Here is a 23,778-nt window from a genome sequence, read left to right on the forward strand (position 1 = left end):
CGCCAGGACTCACCTGTGCACAGCCACGTCCTAAACGCCCGCTTTCGTCGCATGCAGGGCGGGAGGTTCCAGGTCACCGAGCGCCAGGTGCGCGAGGACGACCTCGTAGAGATCGCTGCCGCCGGCCAGGAGCCTGCGCTCCAGGACGGGCTCGGCGCTGCGGACGTGCTCGCGCACGGTCTGCGCGTGGACGCCGAGGCGCTGCGCGGCCCGTTCGGCGTTGCCGCCCTCGGCGATCCAGGCGCGCAGCGTGCGGCGCAGGTCCCGGGTGTCCTGGTCGAGACGGGACAGGAGGTCGTGCGCCCAGGTGACCATGGCGGGCCCGGACAGCAGGTCGCGCAGCGAGACGGGGGCGTCGTGCGGGGCGATCTGGTCGGCGGGCGCGCCGGCCAGGCCCTCCTGGGTGTTGAGGGCGACGTGGACGACGGCCCGGGCGGTCAGGTCGGTGAAGCGGGTGCTCAGCAGGGTCTCGACCCGCTCCATGCGGGCGCGCACGGTGTTGCGGCTGACGCCGAGCACCTTGGCCGCGTTCACGGCGGTGAACTCCAGGCCGAGCCGGGTGGTGGCGAGCAGTTCGGCGCGGGTGTGGTGCGGCAGCGCGTCGAGCGGGCGCAGCACCCGGGCCGTCCAGCAGCGCAGGGCCGCCGGGTCGACGAGGCGTTCGGGGTGGGTGCGTTCGGCGTAGACGGCCGCCTTGTCGGGCCGGAAGTGGGCGACGGCCAGCGCGCTCACGGCCTGCCCGTACGCGGTGGCCGTGCGCACCAGGGCCTGCCGGGCGCTGCCGCCGAGGAAGGTCCGCGGACGCGGGGCGATCAGCGAGCGCAGCTCGCGGGCCTCGGTCTCGCCGGGGGTCACGACGATGACGTGCTCGTCGACCGCCGGGCACAGCACGACCAGCGCCCGCTCGCCGGTGGCGTCGATGCACTCCTCGGCGAGCCGGTCGCGTTCCTCGGCGCTGCCCTCGACGACGTAGACGCACGCGGTGTCGGTGTCCAGCAGCCCGGGCCACAGCCCGGCCGCGACCCGGCGCGCGGACACGGTGTCCTCCACCATCAGCAACTGCAGGATCGCCAGGCGCAGATCGGAGGTCGCCCGTTCCAGACGTCGTCCGGCGGCGGTGGTCTCGCCGGCCCTGAGCAGGAGTTCCAGGACGTGGGCGGTGTGGCCGACGATGTCCGCTGCCCGCCGGTCGAAGGGCTCCGCGCGGGACACGGCGAGGACACCCGCGGCCGGCGGGTCCGGGCAGGCGACCCGGGCCAGCCGCAGATGACGCCCCCGGCCCTCCCAGGCGGCCGACGCGATCCGGCCGGCGGCGACCGCGTCGACCAGCTGCTCCCCCATGGGTGGCCGGGTGCCGGCGACGAGGGCGCCGGAGGGGTCCAGGAGGCAGGCGGTGCCCCGCACGGCGTCCGCGAGCCAGGCCACGACGCGGCCGACGTCCCTGCCGTGCGGCCGCAGGTGCTCCAGCAGCTCCTGCGCCCACGCCGAGGGCCCGGCGTCGTTCACCCCTGCCTGCCCGGCTCCGTCCTCTCCGCCAGCCATGCGGCCTTCACCTCGTCTTGCGGTTCTGCGCTTCGTTCACGTACCGGTCGGGGACGTTACCTCACCCCCGCGCGGCGAGCCGGTGCCGTGGGAGTGCGGGCCCGCCCCGGGGATAGGCTCGGCCAATGGCGAAGTACTACGACGTGCACCCCGACAACCCGCAGCCGCGCACCATCGCGCAGATCGCCGAGAGCGTCCGTGCCGGTGCGCTCATCGCGTACCCGACGGACTCCTGCTACGCGCTGGGCTGCCGGCTGGGCAGCCGTGACGGCATCGACCGCATCCGGTCCATCCGCCGCCTGGACGACCGGCACCACTTCACCCTCGTCTGCCAGGACTTCGCGCAGCTCGGCCAGTTCGTACGGATCGACAACGACGTCTTCCGCACGATCAAGGCGGCGACGCCCGGCAGTTACACGTTCATCCTGCCGGCGACCCGGGAGGTGCCCCGCATGCTGCAGCACCCGAAGAAGAAGACGGTCGGTGTGCGCATCCCGGACCACGTCGTCACCCAGGCGCTGCTCGCCGAGCTGGGGGAGCCGCTGCTGTCCAGCACGCTGCTGCTGCCGGACGAGGAGGAGCCGCTGACCCAGGGCTGGGAGATCAAGGACCGGCTCGACCATGTGCTGGACGGGGTCGTGGACTCCGGGGAGTGCGGCACCGAGCCGACGACGGTGATCGACTTCTCGTCCGGCGAGCTGGAGATCGTGCGCGTCGGCGCGGGGGACACGTCCCGGTTCGAGTAGAGCCGTGCCCAAGGAGCCGGGGCTGCCGGGGGCCGCGGGACCGTGCGTGACACCATGTGCGCGGTCCGGTCCCGCCGGGCCGGTGACCTGTTTCGCCGTGCGATCGCAGAGAGGGCGCCCCGCATGACCTCCGTCCAGGGCAACGTCGTCGACATCCCCACCGAGGACGGCGTCGCCGACGCCTACCTGGCCCGTCCCGCCGACGGCCGCCCCCGGCCCGCGGTCCTGCTCTACATGGACGCGTTCGGGCTGCGGCCCCGGCTGGAGGCGATGGCCGACCGGCTCGCCGCCGCCGGGTACACGGTGCTGGTGCCGAACCTGTTCTACCGGGCCCGCCGGGCTCCGGTGCTCGACCTGCCCGAGTTCATCGACACGGCGGCCCGGCCGGACATCTTCGAGGCCCTCGGGCCGATGATGCGGCAGCTGACCCCCGAGGCGGCGATGCGGGACGCCGGCGCCTATCTGCGGTGGCTGGAGTCGTGCCCGGCCGCGGCGGACGGTCCCGTCGCCCTGACCGGCTACTGCATGGGGGCGCGGCTGTCGCTGCTGACCGCCGGCACCTACCCGGACCGGGTGGCCGCCGCGGCCGGCTTCCACGGCGGCCGGCTCGCCACCGAGGCGCCGGACAGCCCGCACCTGGTGGCCGGACGCGTCACCGCGGAGCTGTACTTCGGGCACGCGGACGGCGACCCGTCCCTGCCGCCCGAGCAGATCGAGCGCCTGGAGAAGGCCCTCACCGAGGCGGACGTCCGGCACCGCTGCGAGGTGTACCCCGGCGCCGGCCACGGCTTCACCCAGTCCGACACCGCCGCCTACGACCGCGCGGCGGACGAGCGGCACTGGGAGGCGCTGCTCGACCTGCTCGACCGCACGTTCTGAGCGGCCGGTTCGGGGTGACGGGGGCGGGCTCCCCCGTCACCCGATCATTGTTACGGTGCACCGGTGTCTGTCTCCTCACGTGATACCCCGGAAGGCGCCGGCTGGGGCGCGGCCGAACCCGGCACCTACAAAGGGCTGATGCCGCCCGGGGGCCGGAAGATCTCCTGGCTCGACCCCCGGATGCTGTGGGCGGCCCGCAACGGCGTGCTGGCCTCCTGGTTCGGGGATCCCACCGGCCGTACCCGCTCCCGGTGGGTGGCCCAGCGGGCGGCCGCCGGCGCACCGGCCGACAAGGTGATCCGGCGCGACGACCCCGACCGGTTCTCCTTCCTCGTCATCGGGGACACCGGCGAGGGCGACGACCCGCAGTACGCGGTCGTACCCGGGCTTCTGAGGGAGGGTCAGGACACCCGGTTCGCGGTCCTCGCCAGCGATGTCATCTACCCGGTGGGCGGCGCCGGCGACTACGGACCGAAGTTCTTCCGGCCGTACCGGGACTACCGGGCGCCCATCTACGCGATACCCGGCAACCACGACTGGTACGAGGACCTGACCGCGTTCATGCGGGTGTTCTGCGACGACGCCCCGCCGCTCGCCCCGGAGCCCGCGCCGCGCCCGCTCAGCCGGGCCTGGCTGCGGTCGCTGCTGTGGCACCGGCCGCGCGAGGACGACGCTCAAGGTCTCGACGAGGCACGGAAGTTGCGGTCGGACCCCGCCCAACTGGCCGTTCAGCCCGGCCCGTACTGGGCGATCGACGCCGGGCCGATCCGGATCGTCGGGATCGACACGGGGCTGCTCGGGACGATCGACGCCGAACAGGGCGCGTGGCTGCGCGAGGTGTCGAGGGACCCCCGCCCGAAGATCCTCGTCACGGGTTCGCCGCTGTACGTGGACGGCGAGCACCACCCCTGCGCCATCGAGGGCGGCGGCACGGTGGACGACATCGTCCGCGATCCGGCCCACCGCTATGTGGCGGCGATCGGCGGCGACATCCACAACTACCAGCGCTACCCGGTGCGGGTGGGCGACCGCACGATCCAGTACGTCGTCGCGGGCGGCGGCGGCGCCTTCATGCACGCCACGCACACCATCCCCAAGGTCGACGTGGCGGGTGTCGGCGAGGACGACTTCCGCTGCTATCCGCTGCGCGGCGACTCCCTGGCGTTCTACAGCGCGCTGTACGGCCGGCGGCTGCGGCTGCGCCGCTTCTTCACCCTGACCGAGGCCGAGGCGGCGGCCGTCGTCGCCGAGCGCCTGGGGATGCGGCTGACCCGCGCACAGCGGGCCACGGCACGCGTCACCCGGCGGGTCCGGCTGGTGGCCTCCCTGCTCGGCGCGGGCCGCCGCCCCGACCGCGCCGCCCGGCTGCGGCTGCCGGTGCGCAAGCTCTACACACAGCTCTTCTCGCCGAGTTCGGCGACGTACAGCCCGCCGTTCTTCAAGTGTTTCCTGCGACTGGACGTCGGCCCGGAGGCCATCCGGCTGCGCTGCCACGCCGCGACGGGGAACCTCGCCCAGGAAGTCGACCCCCCGGTGGAGGACGAGGTGACGATCCCGCTGGTCTGAGGCCCGGGGGCGGGAACATCCCCGTCCGGGAGGGCGTTGCCCGAGCCGTACGGCTTCGATCACGCGGTCATCGGACGACGGAGGGCCTGTGGCACCCATCTCCCGCCCCTTGCGCAAGCTGGGCTTCCTCACCATCGGACTGTTCGACGGGGCGGACCCGGCCCGCGGCCACGAGTCCACCCTGGAGCTCATCGAGCTGGGCGAGCGCCTCGGCTTCGACAGCGCGTGGGTCCGCCACCGGCATCTGCAGTACGGCATCTCCTCCCCCGTCGCCGTCCTGGCCGCCGCCTCGCAGCGCACCCGCCGGATCGAGCTCGGCACCGCGGTGATCCCGCTCGGCTGGGAGAACCCGCTGCGCCTCGCCGAGGATCTCGCCACCGTCGACCTGCTGTCCGGCGGGCGGCTCAACCCCGGGGTGAGCGTGGGCCGGCCGACGCACTACGACCGGGTCAAGGAGGCCCTGTACCCGGACACCGCCGACGCCGAGGACTTCGGGTACGAGCGGGTGCGGCGGCTGCTGGACTTCGTGCGGGGCGAGCGGGTCACGGACTTCAGCGGCACGGAGGGCTTCGAGGTGTTCTCCGACCGGGTGCAGCCGCACTCCCCGGGGCTGGGCGGCCGCATGTGGTACGGCGGCGCCGGGCTGCGTTCGGCCGGCTGGGCGGGCGAACACGGGATGAACCTGCTGACCAGCAGCGTCGTCAAGGTGGAGGACGAGCAGGAGGGCGCACCCGACTTCGCGCGGATCCAGCTGTCCCACATTCGCGCCTTCCGGGAGCGCCACCCCGACGGGGAGCGCGCCCGGGTGTCCCAGGGCCTCGTCGTCATCCCGACCGACTCGGCGACGCCCGAACAGCGGGCCCGGTACGAGAAGTACGTCGCCGAGCGCATGCCCCGCACCGCCTCCCCGCAGGGCCCGGCGCGGCTGCTGTTCGCGCCGGACCTCTTCGGCACCTCCGAGGAGATCGCTGAACGCCTCCACGCCCACGCGGCGTTCCGTGAGGTGGACGAGGTGGCGTTCGCCCTGCCGTTCACGTTCGGGCACGACGACTACGTGCAGATCCTCACGGACATCGCGACCCGGCTCGGTCCGGCGCTGGGGCGTCCGGCGCCTTGAGCCGGGCGGCCGGGACCTCGTGGTCGAGCAGGTGCAGCGGGGCGGCCGCCACCCCGGCCGCCTCGACGGCGTCCCAGTGGGCGAGTGCCCGGGACAGGTCGACCAGGCCGTGCGTCAGCGGCAGGCCGCCGGGGTCACGGCCCGGTTCCGTCGTGCGGTGGGCGTGCAGCAGCGACTCCAGCCGGCAGGAGGCCAGGGTGCCCGGGATGCCGGTGCGCCCGGCGAAGCCGGCGGCGGCGACGTCCGGGAGGTCCTCGCCGAGCCGGGTCCGGGTGGCGCCGACGTCCAGCAGGCCACCGCCTACGACCAGCACATCGCCCCGCGCGGTCATGCGCTCCAGCGCCCGCGCGGTGTCGAAGCAGTGCGGGAAGGAGTCGTCGACCAGGACTGTGCCGGGCCGCAGCCGGCCGACGTCCACGAGCTCCGACGCGCCGCTCACGGCGGTCACGATCACCTCGCCGGCGTAGACCTCGTCGGGCAGTTCGGGGCCCGACTCCACGATCCGTACGGACAGGCCGGGGTGCAGGTCCGTCAGCTCCGCCGCCAGCCGTTGGAGCCGCGGCCCGCTGCCGGGCAGGTCGCACAGCACGAGGTGGGCCGGCGGGCGGGGTGACCGCGCCAGCAGCAGCCGCAGCGCCGAGGTGCCGATCGAACCGCAGCCGACGACGGCGAGGGACAGCCGGTCGAGCCGGCCCCCGGTGGCGTCGAGGGCGGCGTGCACGGTCTTCACGACGGCGACGGTCGTCGTGGCGTGCCCCGTGGTGATCGCCGCGTCCGTCCGGGCCTCCCGCAGCACGTCGAAGCCGTAGCCGGTGAGGGACGGGATCGTCCCGGCGAGCGAGACGCAGCGGGCGCCGAGCGCGGCCGCGTGCTCGACGGCCCGCGCGGTGCGGGCCGCGAGGTCTCCGGCGGCGGCCAGTTCGTCGGCAAACAGCGGCAGCGCGACGAAACCGGACAGGCCCAGCGGGGTGCCGGTGCGCTCCAGCAGCCGGGCCCGGCCGTCCGGGAAGAGCAGGCCGCGGATCTCCTCACGGCCGGGACGCGGGGTGCCGGGCGGCAGTCCGGCGAGGGCGGCGAGGTGCCCCGGGGCGGGCAGACAGCCGACGAGCGCCGCGTCCAGCGCCGGGGCCCGGCGGGTGCGGGCCGCGCCGGCCCGCAGCTCCTCGTGGATCCGTTCGGCCAGCTCGGTGGCCCGGCCGGCCGTGAGCGCCGCCGCGGAGGCGCGGACGGTGACGCGCAGCCCCTGCGCGTCGGGCTCCGGCCGTACGGCCAGGAACACGTCGGTGCCGGGCGGGGGCGGGGCGAGCAGGGTGTCCGACGCGTCGGCGCTCAGCGCCGGCGTGCCGCCGGGCGGCGCGCCCAGCGAGGTGAAGTCGAGGAAGGTGAAGAAGAACTGGGCGTGCCGGGGCAGCCCGGTGGCGAGGTCGGGGCCGGTGGGGCCCTCGGCGCGGGCGAGTTCCGTCTCGGCGGCGATCCGGCGCAGGTCCTCGGCGAAGCCGGGCCGCCGGCCGGGGTCGGCGGGCGGGGCCGGGCGCACCGCGACGGCCTGCGCGAAGGGCCCGAACACCCGGTGCGCGTCCGCGGTGGAGTCCTCGCGTCCGGTGACGGCGAGGCCGATCACCACGTCGCGCTGTCCGGTCAGGGCGGTGAGGGCCCGGTGGTAGGCGGTGAGCAGCGGGGCGTGAAGGGTGCTGTGCGCGGAGCGGGCCAGCCGGCGCAGCCGTCGCGTGGTGGCGGCGTCGACCGTGAACGCGGCGGTGTGGAACCCGGACGGCGCGCCCTCGCTGCCGGACGGACGCAACCCGGGCGGGCTGTAGGGGGCGTTCAGCCGGGCCCGGTACGCCTCGGCCCGGGGGCCGGACGGGCGGGGCCGCCCGGCGGACCAAACGACGTGGTCGCGGAAGGTGCTCTCCAGCGGGGGCAGGCCGGGGGGCATCCCCCGGTCGAGGCGGTCGTACACGGTGAGGAGTTCCCCGGCGAGCAGGGCTGCGCTGTAGCCGTCGCCGATGAGGTGGTGGGCGTGGACGAGGAGGACGTGCTCGTCGGGTGCCGTGGTGAACAGGGCCGCCCGCAGCAGCGGCCAGGCCCAGGGCTCCAGCCGGCGCCGCCCCTCCTCGGCGATCCGTTCCTCCAGCAGGTCGGGGTGGACGGTCTCCCGCAGGACGGGCAGCCGCAGCGAGTCCGGGAGTTCCTGCTGCACGGGCGGCCGGGCCCCGGCGGGGAACACCGTGCGCAGCATGGGGTGCCGGGCCACCAGCACGTCGACGGCCTGCTGGAACAGGTCGGGGCGCAGACGGCCGGTGAGCCGGAACCGGGCGAGCCAGGCGGAGCCGGCGGCCGGGTCGAGGGTGTCGGCGAGGAGGAAGCCCCGCTGGGCCGGTGTGAGGGGGTACGGGCCGGTCGCGGCGGCGGTCGGGACGGCCTCCGGTGGCGGCTCGGCGGCGTCCACGGCCTTCGCCAGTGCGCGCAGGGTGCGGTGGGTGTGGAGGACCGCCGGCCGCGGCACGGCGGGGAGTTCGGCGCGCATCCGGGCGAACAGCTCCAGCACCATGATGGAGTCGCCGCCCAGCTCGAAGAAGTCGTCGTCGGCCGTGACGTCCGGGGCGTCGAGCAGCGCCGCCCAGATGCGGGCGAGTGCGCGCTCGGTCGGCGTGGCGGGCGCCGCTCCCGTGGGCGCGGGGAGCCGGGGGGCCGGGACGGTGGCCTCCGCGGAGTCCCGGGGCACGGGGGCGGGGGCCGTACGCGGGGCACCCGCTTCGCGGGCCAGCCGCTCGCGGTCGATCTTGCCGGTGCCGGTGAGGGGCATCGCGGTGACGCCGTGCACCCGTCCGGGCAGCATGTACGGCGGCAGGGTGCGGGACAGGAAGGCCCGCACGGCACGGGTGTCCGGGACGGGTGCGCCCGGCCGGGGTTCGAGGTGGGCGGCCAGGCGTCCCCCGGCGGGCAGGACGGCGGCGCGGGCGATGTCCGGGTGGGACAGCAGGACGGCCTCGATCTCGCCGGGTTCGACCCGGTGGCCGTGGACCTTGACCTGGTCGTCCAGCCGGCCGAGGAAGGCGAGGGCGCCGTCCGGGGCACGCCGGACCCGGTCGCCGCTGCGGTACCAGCGCCGGCCGTCGCGCTCGACGAACGCCGCCGCGGTGAGCTCGGGTTCGCCGAGGTACCCGGGCGTCAGTCCGGTTCCGGCGATGAGGAGTTCGCCCGCCTCGCCGGGTGCGCAGGGGCGCAGGCCGGGCGTGACGACGTCCACGTGGGTGCCGGCGACCGGCCGGCCGATGGGCACGTCGCGCAGGTCGTCGGCCGGGCGGGCGTCGAGGATGTGGCAGGTGGCGTTGATGGTGGCCTCGGTGGGCCCGTACAGGTTGGCGACCCGGTGGCCCGGTGCGCCGCCGCACGCGTCGAGCAGGTCGAACCAGCGGCGCACCTGTGCGGCGGGCAGGGCCTCGCCGCCGACGTGCACCCAGCGCAGCGCCGACAGATCCGGGGGCGTCCGGTCCCGCCCGGTCCGGCTCTCGGCGGTGGTGAGCAGCCGTTCCCACAGCGTCGGCACCGAACTCCACACGGTGATCCCGTCGTCGACGACGCGGTCCAGGAGGGCGTCCGGGTCGCGGAGCACGTCCCGGGAGACGGTGTGGACGGTGGCCCCGGCCAGCAGCGGTGCCAGCACCTGCCGTACGGAGGCGTCGAAGCAGACGGACGCCGTCTGCAGAAGCCGGTCCCCGGGACCGTAGCCGAAGGTGTCCAGTGCCCAGTCGAGGTAGGTGAGCAGCGATCGGTGGGTGATCGGGACGGCCTTGGGGCGGCCGGTGGAGCCCGAGGTGAGGATCACGTAGGCGACGGCGTCGGGGCCGGCGTGCCGGTCCGGATCGGGGCCGGGCGGGGCGCCGGTGCCGGGCCGGTCGGCGAACACGGCTTCCACGCCGTCGAGTTCGGCGGCCGTCTCGCGGGTCGCGGCGTGGCAGACCACGGTGGTGACGCCGGTCCGCAGCAGGTGCTCCCGCCGGCGTGCCGCCGGGTGCTCGGGGTCCATCGGCACCCAGCCCGCGCCCGCGCGGAGGATGCCCACGATGCCGACCACGACGTCCGGGCCCTGCTCGACCAGGAGACCTACCAGGTCACCGGGGCCCACGCCTTTCACGCGCAGCCGGGCCGCGAGGGCGGCGGAGGCCATGTCGAGGGCGGCGTAGGTGAGCGTGGTCCGGCCGGTGTCGACCGCCACGGCGTCCGGGGTCGCGCGGAACCGGGCGAGGAGCCGGCCGGTGATGCCGTCGCCGGCCGGCGGGAGGGGGTGGCGGGCGTGACCGGCGGCGGCCCGCAGTTCCGCCAGGTAGTCCTCCGCCAGCCGTGCGGTGGTCTCGCTCCGGAACAGGTGGGCGGGGTGGTTCCAGGAGAAGTGCAGGGTCTCGTCCGCCTCCCAGCACAGCAGGCCGAGCCGGGTCGCGGCGGAGGCGGTGGCCGCCGCCGTCGGCGTCACCGTCACGGGCCGGCCGTGGCCGTGGCGCACGGGGAAGCGCGCGAAGCTGAACCCGGCGGGCGCCACCGTGCGGGGAGCGGGCCCGCCGGTGGGCAGGGACGCGGCGAGGTCGGGGCTGCCCGGGGTGCCGTGCGCCTCCGCCTCGCGCCAGATGTGCCGCAGCCGCACGGCCAGTTCGGGCACGCTCTCGGCGGGGTCCACCCGCACGAGGACGGGGAGGGTGTCGGCGAGCGGGCCCACCAGGTGTTCGATGCCGGGCAGGGCCGCCTCCCGGCGGGAGCGCGCCACGTTCACCGCGACCGCCGGCCGTCCGCTCCAGCGGGCCAGGCAGCGGACGTGGACGGCGAGGAGCAGGTGGAAGAGCGACACCTCGTGCCGTGCGGCCAGATCGCGCAGGTCGGAGCTGAGCGCCGCGTCGGCGGTCGCCCGGTGGTGGACGTACGGCGGTGTGGGCGCGGACCGCGGATCGCCGTCGTACGGCAGCGCGTCGGCGGTGTCGGCCGGGCCGTGCGCGGCGATCCGCTCCCGCCAGTAGCGCAGGTCGCGGTCGAAGGCGGGCGTGTCGCGGTCGGCGGCGAGGAGGGCGGCGTACTCCGCGAAGTCGGCCTGCGCCGGGGGCGGTTCGGTGCTGGACCCGGTGTCGGTGAGGGCGGTGTAGAGCGCCCACAGGTCCTCGCACAGCACTTTGAGGCTGTAGCCGTCGGCGGCACCGTGGTGGACGACCAGCAGCAGATGCGCGACGCGGGCGTCCCGGCGGTCGCGGACCAGGACGGCACGCACCGGGTCCTCGGCGGTCAGGTCGAACGGCCGGTTGCACAGCCGCACTTCGAGGTCGGGCAGGACGCGGTCGGCGTCGTCGGTGTCGTGCACGGTGTACCAGCGGGGCGGGCGATCCGCCGGTTCGGCGGGCGCCGTGTACTGCAGCGGGGGCACGGCTCCGGTGACGCGCAGACGCAGCAGGGGATGCCTGGCGGCGAGTCGGGACAGCGCCCGGCCGAGCACGTCGGTGTCGAGGAGGCCGCGCACGGTCTGCCGTACGTAGCCGTGGGCGGTGACGCCTTCGAACAGGGCCTCGGTGGTGAGGAAGGCGCGTTGCAGCGGGGTCAGCGGGATCGGCCCGCCGTCGCCGGGGTGCCGCCGGGCGGGGCGGGGTGCGGGCGGGCGGTCCTCCGGGGGCGCGGTCCGCAGATGGGCCGTCAGTTCGCCGACGGTCCGGTGTTCGAAGAGCAGGGTGGCGGGCAGCGGCCGGCCGAGTTCGCTCTCCAGCCGGCGCGCGAGGTCCACGGCGGTGAGCGAGTCCAGCCCGAGGCCGAGGAAGGGGTCGTCGTCGCCGATGTCGCGGGGCTCGCGGTGCAGGGCCTCGGCCAGCAGACGGCGGACCAGGCCGGCGGTGTCGTCCGGGTCCGGGCCGGCGGAGGCCGGGGCGGGGTGCGGCGCCCGGACGGCGGGGGCCGCCGAAGGCGCCTTGCGCACGGCCGGTCCGACCCGTTCGGGTACCACCAGCAGATGCGGGGCACCGGTCCCGACGGCGGTCCGCAGCGCGGCGATCGCCTCCCGCGCGGTCATCGGCGTCAGCCCCAGCTCCCGCAGCCGCGTCGCGGACCCGGTCCCGGCGGCCGTCCCCGCGTCGCCGACGGGTCCGAAGCCGACGGCCTGCCAGGGACGTCCCGCCGCGTGTTCGGCGGCGGCGAACGCGTCGAGGAAGGCGTTGGCGGCCGCGTAGTCGCCCAGCGCTCCCGCGAGGCCCGGCAGCACCGAGGCGACCGAGGAGAACACGACCCGGACGGCCGGGTCCTGGCCGTGGCGGCGCAGGGCGTCGGCGAGCAGGACCGTGCCGCGCACCTTGGCGGCGAGCGCCTGCCGGATCTCCCCGTCCGGCTTGGAGCGCAGGGTGCCGGGGCGGACCGTGCCGGCGGCGTGGAACACCCCGTCCAGCGCGGGCAGCGTGGCGAAGAGGGCGTCCACGGAGGCCGGGTCGCCGACGTCGGTGACGTGGTGGACGGCCCGGGCGCCGAGGGCCCGCAGCTCGGCCAGCAGCGCCTCCGGGGCCGTCACGGAGCGTCCGGCGAGGACGAGTTCGCGGGCGCCGCCGCCCGCCAGGTCGCGCGCCAGCGCGGAGCCGAGTCCACCGGCTCCCCCGGTGATCAGGTACGTGCCGCCGGGCGGCAGGGCCCGGACCGGCGCCCCGGTGTCCGGCAGGGCGGTCCGCGCACGGCCGAGGCGGCGTCCCGCACGCCACGCGACCGTGGGCTCGGCGTCCGGTCCGTGGGCCGCGCCCAGCTCCCGTTCCAGTGCGTCGAGACGGGCGGCCAGGGGATCGGCGCCGCTCAGGTCCACTCCCCGTGCCGTCAGTCCCCGGTGTTCCTGCGCGAGGGCCCCGGCGAGACCGTGCGCGAGCGCCCGCGCCGGGACCGCCGCCCGCCCCGAGACGCCGGTGGCGTAGGCGTCCTCGGTGACGACGAGCAGGCGTGACGGGTGGCCGGACAGCAGATCGAGGACGCGTCGCAGCGATGCCAGGGTGTCCTCGACGGCCGTGTCCACGTCCTGCGCCTCGCCCGGCAGCCACACCACGGTGTCCGGGGCCGGGCCGTCGTCCCCCACGGCCACCCCGCTGTCCGCGAGCCGCTCGGCGAGGGCCCGGCCCAGTTCCCGGTCCGCCCCGACGAGCCGCACGGCACGGGGCCGCTCCCCCGCTGCCGGCGGGGTGTCGGCCCAGTCGAGGCGCCGGACCACGGCGTCGGTGCGCGGCTCGACCGGCCAGTGGCGGCGGCGCCGGTACGGGTACGTCGGCACCTGCACCCGGGCGCGCCCGGTCCCCCGGTGCGAGAGGGGACGGCGCAGGGTGCCCCCGCGTGCCCACAGCCGGCCCACGGCCTCCAGCAGCGCCCGGGCGTCACCCTGAGCGGGTGTCAGCACCGTGGCGTCGAACGCGTTCCGGGCGGTGGCGCGGACCGCACCTCCGAGGGTGTCGCCGGGCCCGAGTTCGAGGAAGGTGTCGTAGCCGTCCCGCAGCAGCCGTTCGACGGCCGCCCCGAACCGTACGGGCGCGACGGCGTGCCGCTGCCAGTACGCGGGCGTGAGGGCGGGTCCCCAGTCGGCGGTGACGGTGCTCAGCATCGGCACCTCCCCCCGTGCGGCGGTCAGCGGGCGTGCCGCGTCCCGCAACGGGCCGAGGACCGGCTCCAGCAGCGGGGAGTGGAACGCGTGCGAGACCCGTAGCCGGCGTGTCGCGACCCCTCGTCCGGTCAGCTCCGCCAGGGCCTGGTCGACGGCGGTGGCTGAGCCGGAGATCACCACCTGGCCGGGCCCGTTGACGGCGGCGACGGCCAGGGAGCCGCCGGACGCGGCGACGAGCGCGGCGACGGTGTCCTCGTCGCCCCGGACGGCCGCCATGGCGCCGGGGCGGGCCCGTTCCGCGACGAGCCGTCCGCGTTCGGCGGCGAAGCCGACGGCCTCGGCGAGGGTGAGGGAACCGGCGACGCAGGCGGCGGCGATCTCCCCCACGCTGTGCCCGGCGACCGCGTCCGGCCGCACCCCCCACCGGTCCAACTGCCGGGCCAGGCCCACCCCGTACGCGACGAGCAGGGGCTGGGCGACCTCCGTCCTCGCCAGGTCGCCGGGGTCCGCGTGCGGGTCCAGGCACCAGTCGGCGAGCGGGCGCCCCCGCACCGGCCCGACGAGCGCGGACGCCTCGTCCAGGGTCTCCCGGAACGCGGGTGCCGCCTCGTACAGGGCGCGTCCGGGGCCGGGGCGCTGGGCACCCTGGCCGGGCAGCAGGAAGACCGTCCTGGGACGGGAGGGCCGGGCGCGGCCGAAGTCGTCGGTGCGGGCGGCCTCCAGCCGGTCCGCGAGATCGCCGTCGGCGGCCAGGGCGAGGCGGTGGGGGCCGTCGTCGCGGGCCGTCCCGACGGCCGCGCAGACGTCGGCCTCGGACAGCTCGGGGTGGGCGCGGAGGTGGGCGGCGAGCTCGCCGGCGGCGGCCCGCAGGGCGTCGGCGCCGCGGGCGGAGAGCGTGAGCAGGTGCGGGCCCCGGGCGGCCGGCGGTGTCTCGGGGGCCCGGGCGGGCGCCTCCTCCAGGACGGCGTGGGCGTTGGTGCCGCCGAACCCGAAGGCGTTGACGCCCGCGACGAGCGGGCCGGGGGCCCGCCAGGGCCGTACGGTGTCGACGAGCTGGAATCCGGGGGCCAGGCGCTCCAGGGAGGGCGCCGGCGGTGCGCAGTTCGGGGAGGGCGGCAGACTGCGCTGCCGGAGCGCCAGGACCGTCTTCACCAGGCCGGGCATTCCGGCGGCGTTGAGGAGGTGCCCGACGGTCGCCTTCGCCGAGCCGAGCAGGCGCGGGAGCCCGTCGGCGCGCGGCGGGAAGGCGTGCCCGAGCGACTGCGCCTCGGCCGGGTCGCCGAGGGCGGTGCCGGTGCCGTGGGCCTCGACGTACGACACCGTGCCGGGGTCGACGCCGCACTCGGCGTAGGCGCGGGTGATGACGTCGCGCTGGGTGCGCGGGTTGGGCGCCAGCAGGCTAAGGGACCGGCCGTCGTTGTTGACGGCGGTCCCGCGCACCAGGGCGAGGACGGGATCGCCGTCGCGTACGGCGTCGTCGTGCCGGGTGAGCACGAGGGCGGCTCCGCCCTCGCCGGGCACGAGGCCGTCGGCGTCGGCGCCGAAGGGGCGGCTGACGCCCGTCGGAGACAGCGCGCCCGCGTCGGCGAGCAGCCGGTGGCCGGTGGCGGTGAGGGCGAGGTGCACCGCGCCGACCACGGCGACGTCGCACTCGCCGGCGAGCAGGCTGCGGCGGGCCAGGTGGAGCGCCACCAGCGCCGAGGAGCAGGCGGTGTCCACGGCCAGGGCGGGCCCGTCGAGGTCGAGGGCCTGGGAGAGGCGGGCCGCGATCAGGTTGGGCAGGTTGCCGGTGAGCGCGCCGGGGTGGCCGGCGAGGTCGCCGCCGGCCGCCTCGGCCAGCACCTCGCGGTAGCCGCTGTCGCCGACGGCGGCGAACACGCCGACCGTGCGGCCCGCGCGGCGCGGCCCCGCGTATCCGGCGCGCTCCAGGGCCTCGTGGGCGAGTTCCAGGAAGACGCGGGCCTGCGGATCGGTGGCGCGGGCCTCGGCGTCGTCCATGCCGAAGAAGTCCGCGTCGAAGTCCGCCGGCGCGGGCAGGAAGGAGCCGAACCGGCCGGCGGCCTGCGTCCCGTCGCCCCAGCGGCCGGCCGGTACGGCGGTCACGGTGTCCCGGCCGGAGACCAGCAGCTCCCAGAACTCCTCGGGGGTCTCGGCGCCGGGGAACCGGCAGGCCATGGCGAGCACCGCGACCGGCCCGCCACCCGGCGCCGGGGGCGGGCTGTCGTCCGGTTCCCGGCCGGGGAAGGCACCTCCCTCCGGCGGGAGGAGATGACCGGCCAGCGCGGCCACCGTGTCGTGGTCGCGCACGATCCGGGGTTCCAGCGGGACACGGAACGCGTCCTCCAGCGCCGCCAGCACCTCCATGGCCTTCACCGAGGAACCGCCCAGGGCGAAGAACCCGTCCTCGCGGCCGATGTCCCCGGGCGTGAGGTCCAGCACCCGCGCCCAGATCCGCCGGACCGTCTCCTCCGCCTCCCGCCGCGACCGCGGCACCGCCCCCGGCCGGCCGCCCGTCTCCTCGTCCCCGGCGGCGCGTCCGGGCCGGCTTCCCGCCCGCGCCGGCGCGAACCGGTCCTCGACCCTCGCGTACGCCCCGGCCTCGAACCGTTCGCGCATCAGGGCCCGCCGCAGCTTGCCGCTGGTCGTCCGGGGGAACGCCCCGGGAGGCAGCGGCAGGGCCCGGACGTCGTCGTGGCCGAGCGCCATGCGCACGCGGGCCGCGACCGCCTCCAGCACCGGCAGGGCGGTGGCCCGCGCGGGCCGCGCCCACTGGACGAACACGACGACCCGGTCGTGCCCGGTGCCGGGGTCGGTGGAGCCGATGACGGCGACCGTGCCGTCCCGCAGCCCCGGGGTAGCGGCGGCGGTCTCCTCCACGTCGGTCGCGTGGAAGGTGCGTCCGCCGGCGAAGACGACGTCCTTGTGCCGCCCGGTGACGCACAGCCGCCCGTCGTGGAGGAAGCCGAGGTCGCCGGTGCGCAGCCAGCCGCCGGTGAACGCGGCCGCGCTCGCCTCGGGGTCGCGGTGGTAGCCGCGCGCCACCTGGGGGCCGCGCACCTCGACGTGCCCGACCCGCCCCGCGTCCAGCGCCCCGCCGGTGCCGTCGGTGATCCGGACCTCGCAGCCGGGGACAGGGCCGCCCACGTCCATCAGTTCGACGGCGTCGTCCCCGCCGGGGACGGCCCGTCCGGCGCTCAGCGCCCGCCGGTCCAGCCGCAGCGGTACGGCGGTCTCGCCGAGCGGGGGCACGGTCACGGCGAGGGTGGCCTCGGCCAGCCCGTACACGGGGAGCAGCGCCGAGGCGTCCAGGCCCGCCCGGCCGGCCCGGGCGGCGAACTCCCGCCAGACGCGGGGCGCGATCGGCTCGGCGCCCACGAGCAGCAGCCGAACCTGGCCGAGGTCGAGGCCGGCCCAGGCGGCGTCCGGGACGCGGCGCAGGCACAGCGCGAGCGCGAAGTTCGCCGCGGACAGCAGGGTGGCCCGGTGCCGGGCGGCCGTCTCCAGCCAGCGCACCGGGTGTTTGGCGAAGGCGAGGGGTTCCAGCCGCACCTGCTTCAGGCCGGCCGCGAGGGGGACGAGGTGGGTGCCGATGAGGCCCATGTCGTGGAAGTAGGGCATCCAGGTGGCCAGCACGTCGTCGGGGGTGATGGCCAGGGCGGTGCGGATCTGGCGCAGGTTGGCCACGACCGCCTCGTGGGTGAGCTCGACGCCCTTGGGGGCGCCGGTGCTTCCGGAGGAGAACTGGAGGAACGCGAGGTCGCCGGGCGCGCGGCGGACGGGTTCCCGCAGCGGGTCGGCCGCGCGCAGCTCCGCGAGCCGCAGGGCGCGCACGGGTCCGGGCAGTTCGGCGAGCAGCCCTTCGGTGCGGTCGTCCACCATCACCGCGGGCCTGCCAAGGACTTCCCGCACCGGGCCCACTCGGCGTGCCTCGGGGGCGAGCGGCACGGGGACGAGTCCGGCGGCGAGCGCGCCCCAGAACAGGGGCTGGAAGTCGGCGCCGGAGTCCGCGAGGAGCGGCACGGGAGTGCCGGGCGTCAGCCCGGCCGCGTGCAGGCCGCCGGCGACGCGCAGGGCGTCGTCGCGCAGGGCGGCGTGGTGGACGACGTGTTCGGATCCGTCGCCCCGGACGTGGACGATCTCCTGCCCGGGGGCGTCCTCGGCGGCGTGCAGCAGCACGTCGAGGAGCGTGTCGGGGGTGCGGCGTCCGGCAGCCGGCATGTGCGTCCTTCCTCGTCCCCGGGGCGCCCGGGGAGTGCACTGCCGGTCGCGCGTACCCGCAGCGGCGTCGTCGATCACTGCCCTGTACGACGGCCCGTCGCGTCGAACGGTTCATCGGCCGGCCGGAAGCGGTCAGCCCGGGCCGAGGTGGTCGCGGACGGGGCCCAGGGTGAGCAGTCCGCTGCCCGCTCCGGCGAGTTCGTCGGCGGCCGGGGCGAGGGCGGTGCGGGCACGCGTCAGCGCCGGTTCGTCGCCGAGGGCCGCGGCCGCGCGTGCGGTGAGGCTCCACAGGGCCTCCTGAAGGAGGTCGGGCGGCGGTTCGGGGGTGGCGCGCAGGGCGTCGAGGGCGTCGGCACGGCGGCCCCGTTCGAGCAGGAGCAGGGGCCGCGCCCAGGGGGCGTAGGGCCCCCGGTCCGGGTCGTCGCCGGTGTCCAGGGGCAGGCCGTGCCGCAGCCGCAGGCACAGCAGCGCGAGCGGGAGCAGTCCGTGGGCGAGGCCCGGCATGCCGGCGCCGTCGAGGAGGGCCGCCGCGTCCCGGTAGGCGGCCTCGGCCTCGGCGGGCGGGGCGTGCTCCGCGGCGTCGAGCCGCAGCGCGGCGTACCAGCCGGTGAACACGGCGACGAGCGGGCGTTCGTGCCGGGCGGCCAGGGCGCCGGCGGCGGCCGCGTGCCGGTCGGCGGCGGCGAAGTCGCCGAGGGCGCTGCGGGCCTGGAGGCGGACGAGGTGGCCGAGGATCTCGAAGGAGGACAGGCCGTGGCGGGCGGACAGGGTGACGAGTTCCGCCCCGATGGCGTCCCGGCGGGGCGCCAGCCCGGTGCGGCCGAAGCTCTGCATGAACACGGCATTGAGGGCGAAGGCGAGGACGGCCGGGTCGTCCAGCCGGCGGGCGAGGTCCTCGGCCCGGCGGGCGGCCTCGGGTCCGCGCGGGTGGCGGGTGCCGCGGGACTCCAGGGCGACGGTGGCGAGCAGCCGGGCCCGGTCCGCGTCGTGGCCGTCCCCGGGGAGCGCGGCGAGCGTGCGTTCGGCGGCCGCGACGACGTGCCGGGCGCGGTCCGGGTCGTCGAGGCGGGTCCAGATCGCCGGGACGTCGTAGGCGCCGATGATCCGGGCGGTCAGTTCGGGGTCGCCCAGTTCCTCGGCGGCCGTGAGGGTGTCGAGGCGCAGGGCGCGGGCGGCCGGCAGGCCGGTGCCGCCGGTCAGCGCGAGGGTGCGCAGCAGGCCGGCGGTGGAGTCGAGGCGGGCCCGGGCGTCGGGGGCGACGGCGCGGTCGTAGGCGGCGGCGACCTGCTCCCAGACGCGGGCGGCGGGGGTGCCGGCGTGGTCCAGGCGCTCGGACTGGCGGAGGATGTCGGCCTCCAGGGAGCGCAGTGCGGGCCCGGGGTCGACGCCGAGTTCGTCGGCGAGGAGGGCCCGGGCCCTGCGCAGGACGTCCAGCGCGTCGGCCTGCCGGCCGGTGCGGTACAGGGCCAGCGCGAGCAGCCGCCAGGCGTTCTCCCGCCAGGGGTGTTCGGCGGTGTGCGCGCGCAGGTCCGCCGCCGCCCGGTCGGCCTGGCCGAGCGCCAGCAGGGACTCGGCGCGCAGTTCCAGGGCGTGCCGGCGCAGCTCGGTCAGCCGGTCGGCCTCGGCGCGGGCCCACGGCTCGTCGGCGAACCCGGCGTAGGCGGGGCCGCGCCACCGGCCGAGCGCCTCGTCCAGGCGTACGGCCGCCTCCTGGGCGGGCAGTGCGGCGGCGTCGGAGACGTCCTGCTCGAAGCGCCGGGCGTCGACGGAGTCCGCGGGGACCCGCAGGGCGTAGCCGGGGCCGTCGGTGACGAGCAGCCGGGCGGGGGTGCGGGGCGGGCGGCCGGGTTCGAGGGCGCGGCGCAGGGCGGCGACGAAGGTGCGCAGGGCACCGACGGCGTCGTCCGGCGGGTCCGTCCAGAGGTCGTCGACGAGACGGGAGACGGGGACGACCCGGCCGCGGGCGACGATGAGGCGGGCCAGCACGGAGCGGTGTCTGGGGCCTTTCAGCGCGATCGTGCCGCCGTCCGCGTCCCAGGCCGTCACCGGCCCGAGCACCCCGAAGTGAGGACCCAGGTCCGTCATCGCCCTCCTTCGTCGCGGGTCGCCGGCCGCCGGCGGAAACGGCTGGTCCGCGGCGGTTTCCACGATAGTGCCCGGCCGGCCGGGGGTGCGGCGCGCGTGCTCATCGCCTGCTCATCGAGGGCCCCGAGGATCGGTGCGTGTCCCTTTCCCCCGACGCTCCTGGAAGGAGCGCAACCATGACCGCCATGACACCTGTCATCCCCGGCTTCGGCCGGCACCGTGTCCCCGTCGCCGACGGCGTGGCGCTGCACGCCGCCGTGGGCGGTTCCGGCCCGGCCGTCGTGCTGCTGCACGGCTTTCCGCAGACGCATCTGATGTGGCGGCACGTGGCCGCCGACCTGGCGGCCGACCACACGGTGATCTGCCCGGACCTGCGGGGCTACGGCGCCAGCGACAAACCGGCGGAGACCGACGGCTCCGTCTACGCGAAACGGACCATGGCCGCGGACGTGGTCGAGCTGGCCCGCCGGCTCGGGCACGACCGCTTCGCGCTGGCCGGGCACGACCGGGGCGCGCTGGTGGCGTTCCGTGCCGCGCTGGACCACCCGGAGGCGGTGACACATCTGGCGTGCCTGGACGTGCTGCCGACGCTGGACATGTGGGACGTGATGCACGGCGTCGGCGCCGCCGTCGGTTTCCACCTGTATCTGATGGCGCAGCCGCCCGGTCTTCCGGAGCGCATGATCGGCGCGGACCCGGACGCGTTCTTCGGGTACTTCCTGGACCTGTGGACCGCCGACGCGGAGGCGATCCCGGCCGACGTGCGGGCCGCCTATCTGTCGGCCTGCCGGGCCGCGGTGCCCTCCATCGTGGCGGACTACCGCGCCTCGGCGGGCGTCGACGTCACGCACGACCGGGCCGACCGGGACGCGGGCCGCACCCTGCGCATGCCGGTCGGTGTCCTGCAGCAGGACTGGGGCGCGGCCCTGGGCTTCGACGCGGACGCGCTGTGGCGGGCCTGGGCCCCCGATCTGCGCCACACGACGGTGACCTGCGGTCACTTCATGGCCGAGGAGGCGCCCGGGGAGGTGGTGAAGGCCCTGCGGGACCTGCTCGGGCGCTGAGCCGTCACCAGCGGCCCGGTGCCGTGCCGGTGAGGGGCCGCGAGGGTGTGCCGTCGACGCCCACCGGCACGTCGCCGGCGAGCATCACCCGGTGCATGACGCGGGGCGCGTCGAGGTGGGCGGTGTCACCGGGCGCGAGGTGGATGGTGGCCCGGTTGTCCCAGAAGGCGACGCTGCCGGGCTCCCAGCGGAAGCGGACCGTGTACTCGGGCCGTACGGCCTGCTCCAGCAGCATCGTGAGGACGGCGCCGCTCTCGGCGCGTGAGAGTCCGTCGATCTGCTCCACGTAGTAGCCGTTGACGTACAGCACCCGCTCCCCCGTCTCCGGGTGGACGCGCACCAGGGGGTGCAGGGAGGCGACCTGATGGTCCAGCAGATGCCGGACGTAGGCGTCGTCGCCGGGCCGGGGCTGGTAGCCGACGCCGAGCCGGTGCTCGGCTCGCAGCCCGTCCACGAACCGCCGGACGGGTTCGGAGAGCCCGGCGTAGGCGGCGGCCAGGTTGGCCCAGGTGGTGTCGCCGCCGTACGGGGGCACGGCCTCGGCGCGCAGGATCGTCGCGGCGGGCGGATCGACACGGGCGCCGTGGTCGCAGTGCCAGCCGCGCAGCAGGTGGTGGCGGCGGCGCCGCAGCCACTCGTCGTGCTCCATGCCGAACCTGCAGCCGAGTTCCAGCCGGTCGGCCGTCGTCTCGATCTCGGGGTGTCCCTCGGGGGAGGCGCTGCCCCGCCGCCGCAGGACGACGGGCTCCCCGAAGCGGCGCGCGAGCGCCACGTGGGCGGCGTGGTCGAGCCGCTGGTCCCGGAAGAAGACGACCTTCCAGCGCAGCATCGCGGCCCGGATCGCGGCGACCTGGCCGTCGTCCGGCCCACCGGCGAGGTCGACGCCGGTGATCTCCGCCCCGATGTGCCCGGCGACCGGCTTCACCTCGATCGCCGTGGCGCGCGTCGCGTCCTCGGTGGCCTGCTCCCTGGTCATCAGCACACTCCGTCGGTCGTCCGTCATCCGTCGTCCGTGCCGGCCCCGGGGGTGGCGGCCGGCCGTCGGGATGATCGTGGCAGCGTCCGGCGGCCCTGGCGACTCCCCCTGGGGGAGTCGCCGGCGCCGCGGTGGGGTACCCGGCTCGCTCGGGAAGGAGACAGGCGTGGCCGAGAGGGACCGGCTGCGGGAGTACCGCGGCAAACGCGACATCGACCGGACACGGGAGCCGCGCGGACGCGGGGCGTCCGAGGGGCGGGCACCGCGGTTCGTGGTGCAGATCCACGACGCCCGTTCCCTGCACTTCGACTTCCGGCTGCAGGTGGGGGACGTCCTGCGGTCGTGGTCGGTGCCGAAGGGACCGTCCGGGGACCCCAGGGACAAGCGGCTCGCCCTGCCGACGGAGGACCATCCGCTGGAGTACGAGGACTTCGAGGGCGTGATCCCGAAGGGCGAGTACGGCGGCGGCACGGTGATCGTCTGGGACAGCGGGACGTACGAACCGCTCAGCCACGACCGCGAGGGGCGGCCCGTGGACTTCGCCGAGTCGCTGGAGCGCGGTCACGCCAGGTTCCGGCTGCACGGCTCCAAACTGCGCGGCGAGTTCGCCCTCACCCGGCTCCGCCGGGGGCAGGACGACCGGGAGGCGTGGCTGCTGGTCAGGGCGGGCAGGGGCGCCCACGGGCACGGCACGCCGGACCCGTACCGGGCGCGGTCGGTCCGCAGCGGCCGCACCCTCGCCCAGGTCGCCGCGGACGGCGGCACGGGCTGACGGTACGGGCCCGGCCGGACGCGTGCCCGCCGGACGGTGCCTCGTCGGGCGCGCCGCATGAGGCGCGGGCCCGGTCGGCGTGGGTGTCCACCCGCACTTCGCTGCCGCCCCGGCCGATGACGCGGCGGACGCCCGTGAACCCGGTGGCGGCGACCACCACCCTCCGATCAGGGGAAAAGGGCGCCGGGGGCGCGTGAGCGCGGGCGGCGCCGTCGAGTACTGACCCGTGAGCCTGCCCCTGATCCCGCCGATGCTCGCGACGCCCGGCAAGCTGCCGCCCGCCGCGCAGGACGCGCGCTGGGCGTACGAGACGAAGCAGGACGGGCAGCGGGCGGTGCTCTATCTGGACGGCGACGGCGGGCTGGTGCTGCGCGCCCGCTCCGGCGACGACATCACGGCCGCCTACCCCGAACTGCGGCCGCTGGGCGGGGCGCTGGCCGGTACACCCGCCGTGCTCGACGGGGAGATCCTGGCCCTGGACGCCGAGGGGCGCGCCGACTTCCAGCTGCTGCAGTCCCGGATGGGGCTGGCGCACGCGCCGGCGAAGGCGGCCCGGCTGGCCGCCGGCACCCCCGTCCACCTCGTGCTGTTCGACGTGATGCACCTGGGCGGCCGCTCCCTGGTGGACCTGCAGTACTCCCGGCGGCGCGGGCGGCTGGAGGAGCTGGGGCTGCATGGGCCGTTCTGGTCGACGCCGACGGCACTGGTGGGGCACGGCGCCGAGGCGCTGGAGGCCACCCGCGAGCACGGCCTGGAGGGGCTGGTGTGCAAGCGGCTGGACTCGCCGTACGAGCCCGGCGTGCGCTCCCGCTTCTGGATCAAGATCCGCAACATGCTCAGCGAGGACGTGGTCGTCGGGGGCTGGCTGCCCGGCAAGGGGCGGCTCACCGGTCTGCCGGGCGCCCTGCTGGTGGGCCAGTACGGGGCCGGGCGGACACTGCGCTACGTCGGCGGTGTGGGCACCGGCTGGAGCGAGGCCGAGCGCACCGAGCTGGCCGGGCTGCTGCGGGCCGCCGCCACGGCGGACTGCCCGTTCGACCCGGTGCCCCGGGTGGCGGACGCCCGCTGGGTGGTGCCCCGGCTGGTCGGCGAGGTCCGGTACAGCGTCCGCACGAGGTCGGGGATGCTGCGCCAGCCGTCCTGGCTGCGGCTGCGGCCGGACCTGACACCCGAGGAGTCGTCGGCGTACCTGCCGAACGCCCGCTGAGGGCAACGCTGTTCG

General features: G+C 76.6%; 11 protein-coding genes. 7 read left to right on the forward strand and 4 right to left on the reverse strand.

Annotated elements, in window-relative coordinates; translation table 11 throughout:
- Positions 1–30: 30 nt before the first annotated feature.
- Positions 31–1,542 carry a helix-turn-helix domain-containing protein gene (locus ABZ899_RS31585; protein WP_361352807.1) on the reverse strand — a complete coding sequence of 504 codons (1,512 nt, stop codon included), beginning with the start codon at positions 1,540–1,542 and terminating at the stop codon, positions 31–33.
- Positions 1,543–1,667: 125 nt separating this feature from the next.
- Between ABZ899_RS31585 and ABZ899_RS31590 the strand changes: the two genes are divergently transcribed.
- From ABZ899_RS31590 to ABZ899_RS31605, 4 genes are all read left to right on the forward strand, one after another.
- Positions 1,668–2,288, forward strand: coding sequence for an L-threonylcarbamoyladenylate synthase (locus tag ABZ899_RS31590; protein WP_361352810.1), 621 nt, complete (start codon positions 1,668–1,670; stop codon positions 2,286–2,288).
- 123 nt (positions 2,289–2,411) lie between these two features.
- Positions 2,412–3,167, forward strand: coding sequence for a dienelactone hydrolase family protein (locus tag ABZ899_RS31595; protein ID WP_361352813.1), 756 nt, complete (start codon positions 2,412–2,414; stop codon positions 3,165–3,167).
- A gap of 63 nt (positions 3,168–3,230) precedes the next feature.
- A complete protein-coding gene (locus ABZ899_RS31600; protein WP_361352815.1) occupies positions 3,231–4,733 on the forward strand; it encodes a metallophosphoesterase in 1,503 nt (500 codons plus the stop codon).
- Between the two features lie 88 nt (positions 4,734–4,821).
- Positions 4,822–5,850: an LLM class flavin-dependent oxidoreductase gene (locus ABZ899_RS31605; RefSeq protein ID WP_361352818.1), complete on the forward strand. Its 1,029-nt coding sequence runs from the start codon at positions 4,822–4,824 to the stop codon at positions 5,848–5,850.
- Here the strand turns inward: ABZ899_RS31605 and ABZ899_RS31610 are convergent.
- Positions 5,798–17,659: an amino acid adenylation domain-containing protein gene (locus ABZ899_RS31610; RefSeq protein ID WP_361352821.1), complete on the reverse strand. Its 11,862-nt coding sequence runs from the start codon at positions 17,657–17,659 to the stop codon at positions 5,798–5,800. The two genes, ABZ899_RS31605 and ABZ899_RS31610, sit on opposite strands and share 53 nt — an antisense overlap.
- A gap of 132 nt (positions 17,660–17,791) precedes the next feature.
- Positions 17,792–19,744: a BTAD domain-containing putative transcriptional regulator gene (locus ABZ899_RS31615; RefSeq protein WP_361352824.1), complete on the reverse strand. Its 1,953-nt coding sequence runs from the start codon at positions 19,742–19,744 to the stop codon at positions 17,792–17,794.
- Positions 19,745–19,929: 185 nt separating this feature from the next.
- On the opposite strand from ABZ899_RS31615, the gene ABZ899_RS31620 reads away from it, so the two are divergent.
- The gene (locus ABZ899_RS31620; RefSeq protein WP_361352868.1) at positions 19,930–20,808 is read left to right on the forward strand and encodes an alpha/beta hydrolase; all 879 of its coding nucleotides are present in this window, start codon (positions 19,930–19,932) and stop codon (positions 20,806–20,808) included.
- A 4-nt stretch (positions 20,809–20,812) separates the two neighbouring features.
- On the opposite strand, the gene ABZ899_RS31625 is transcribed toward ABZ899_RS31620, so the two are convergent.
- Complete coding sequence (locus tag ABZ899_RS31625) at positions 20,813–21,784, reverse strand: TauD/TfdA family dioxygenase (protein ID WP_361352827.1); 972 nt, start codon at positions 21,782–21,784, stop codon at positions 20,813–20,815.
- A 166-nt stretch (positions 21,785–21,950) separates the two neighbouring features.
- Here ABZ899_RS31625 and ABZ899_RS31630 point away from each other — a divergent pair, with 166 nt between their 5' ends.
- Positions 21,951–22,556, forward strand: a complete 606-nt coding sequence (locus tag ABZ899_RS31630; protein WP_361352829.1) for a DNA polymerase ligase N-terminal domain-containing protein — start codon at positions 21,951–21,953, stop codon at positions 22,554–22,556.
- A 226-nt stretch (positions 22,557–22,782) separates the two neighbouring features.
- Positions 22,783–23,763: an ATP-dependent DNA ligase gene (locus tag ABZ899_RS31635; RefSeq protein ID WP_361352831.1), complete on the forward strand. Its 981-nt coding sequence runs from the start codon at positions 22,783–22,785 to the stop codon at positions 23,761–23,763.
- The last annotated feature ends 15 nt before the right edge of the window (positions 23,764–23,778 follow it).

The sequence above is a fragment of the Streptomyces sp. NPDC046859 genome, from assembly GCF_040645135.1.
GTDB lineage: Bacteria > Actinomycetota > Actinomycetes > Streptomycetales > Streptomycetaceae > Streptomyces.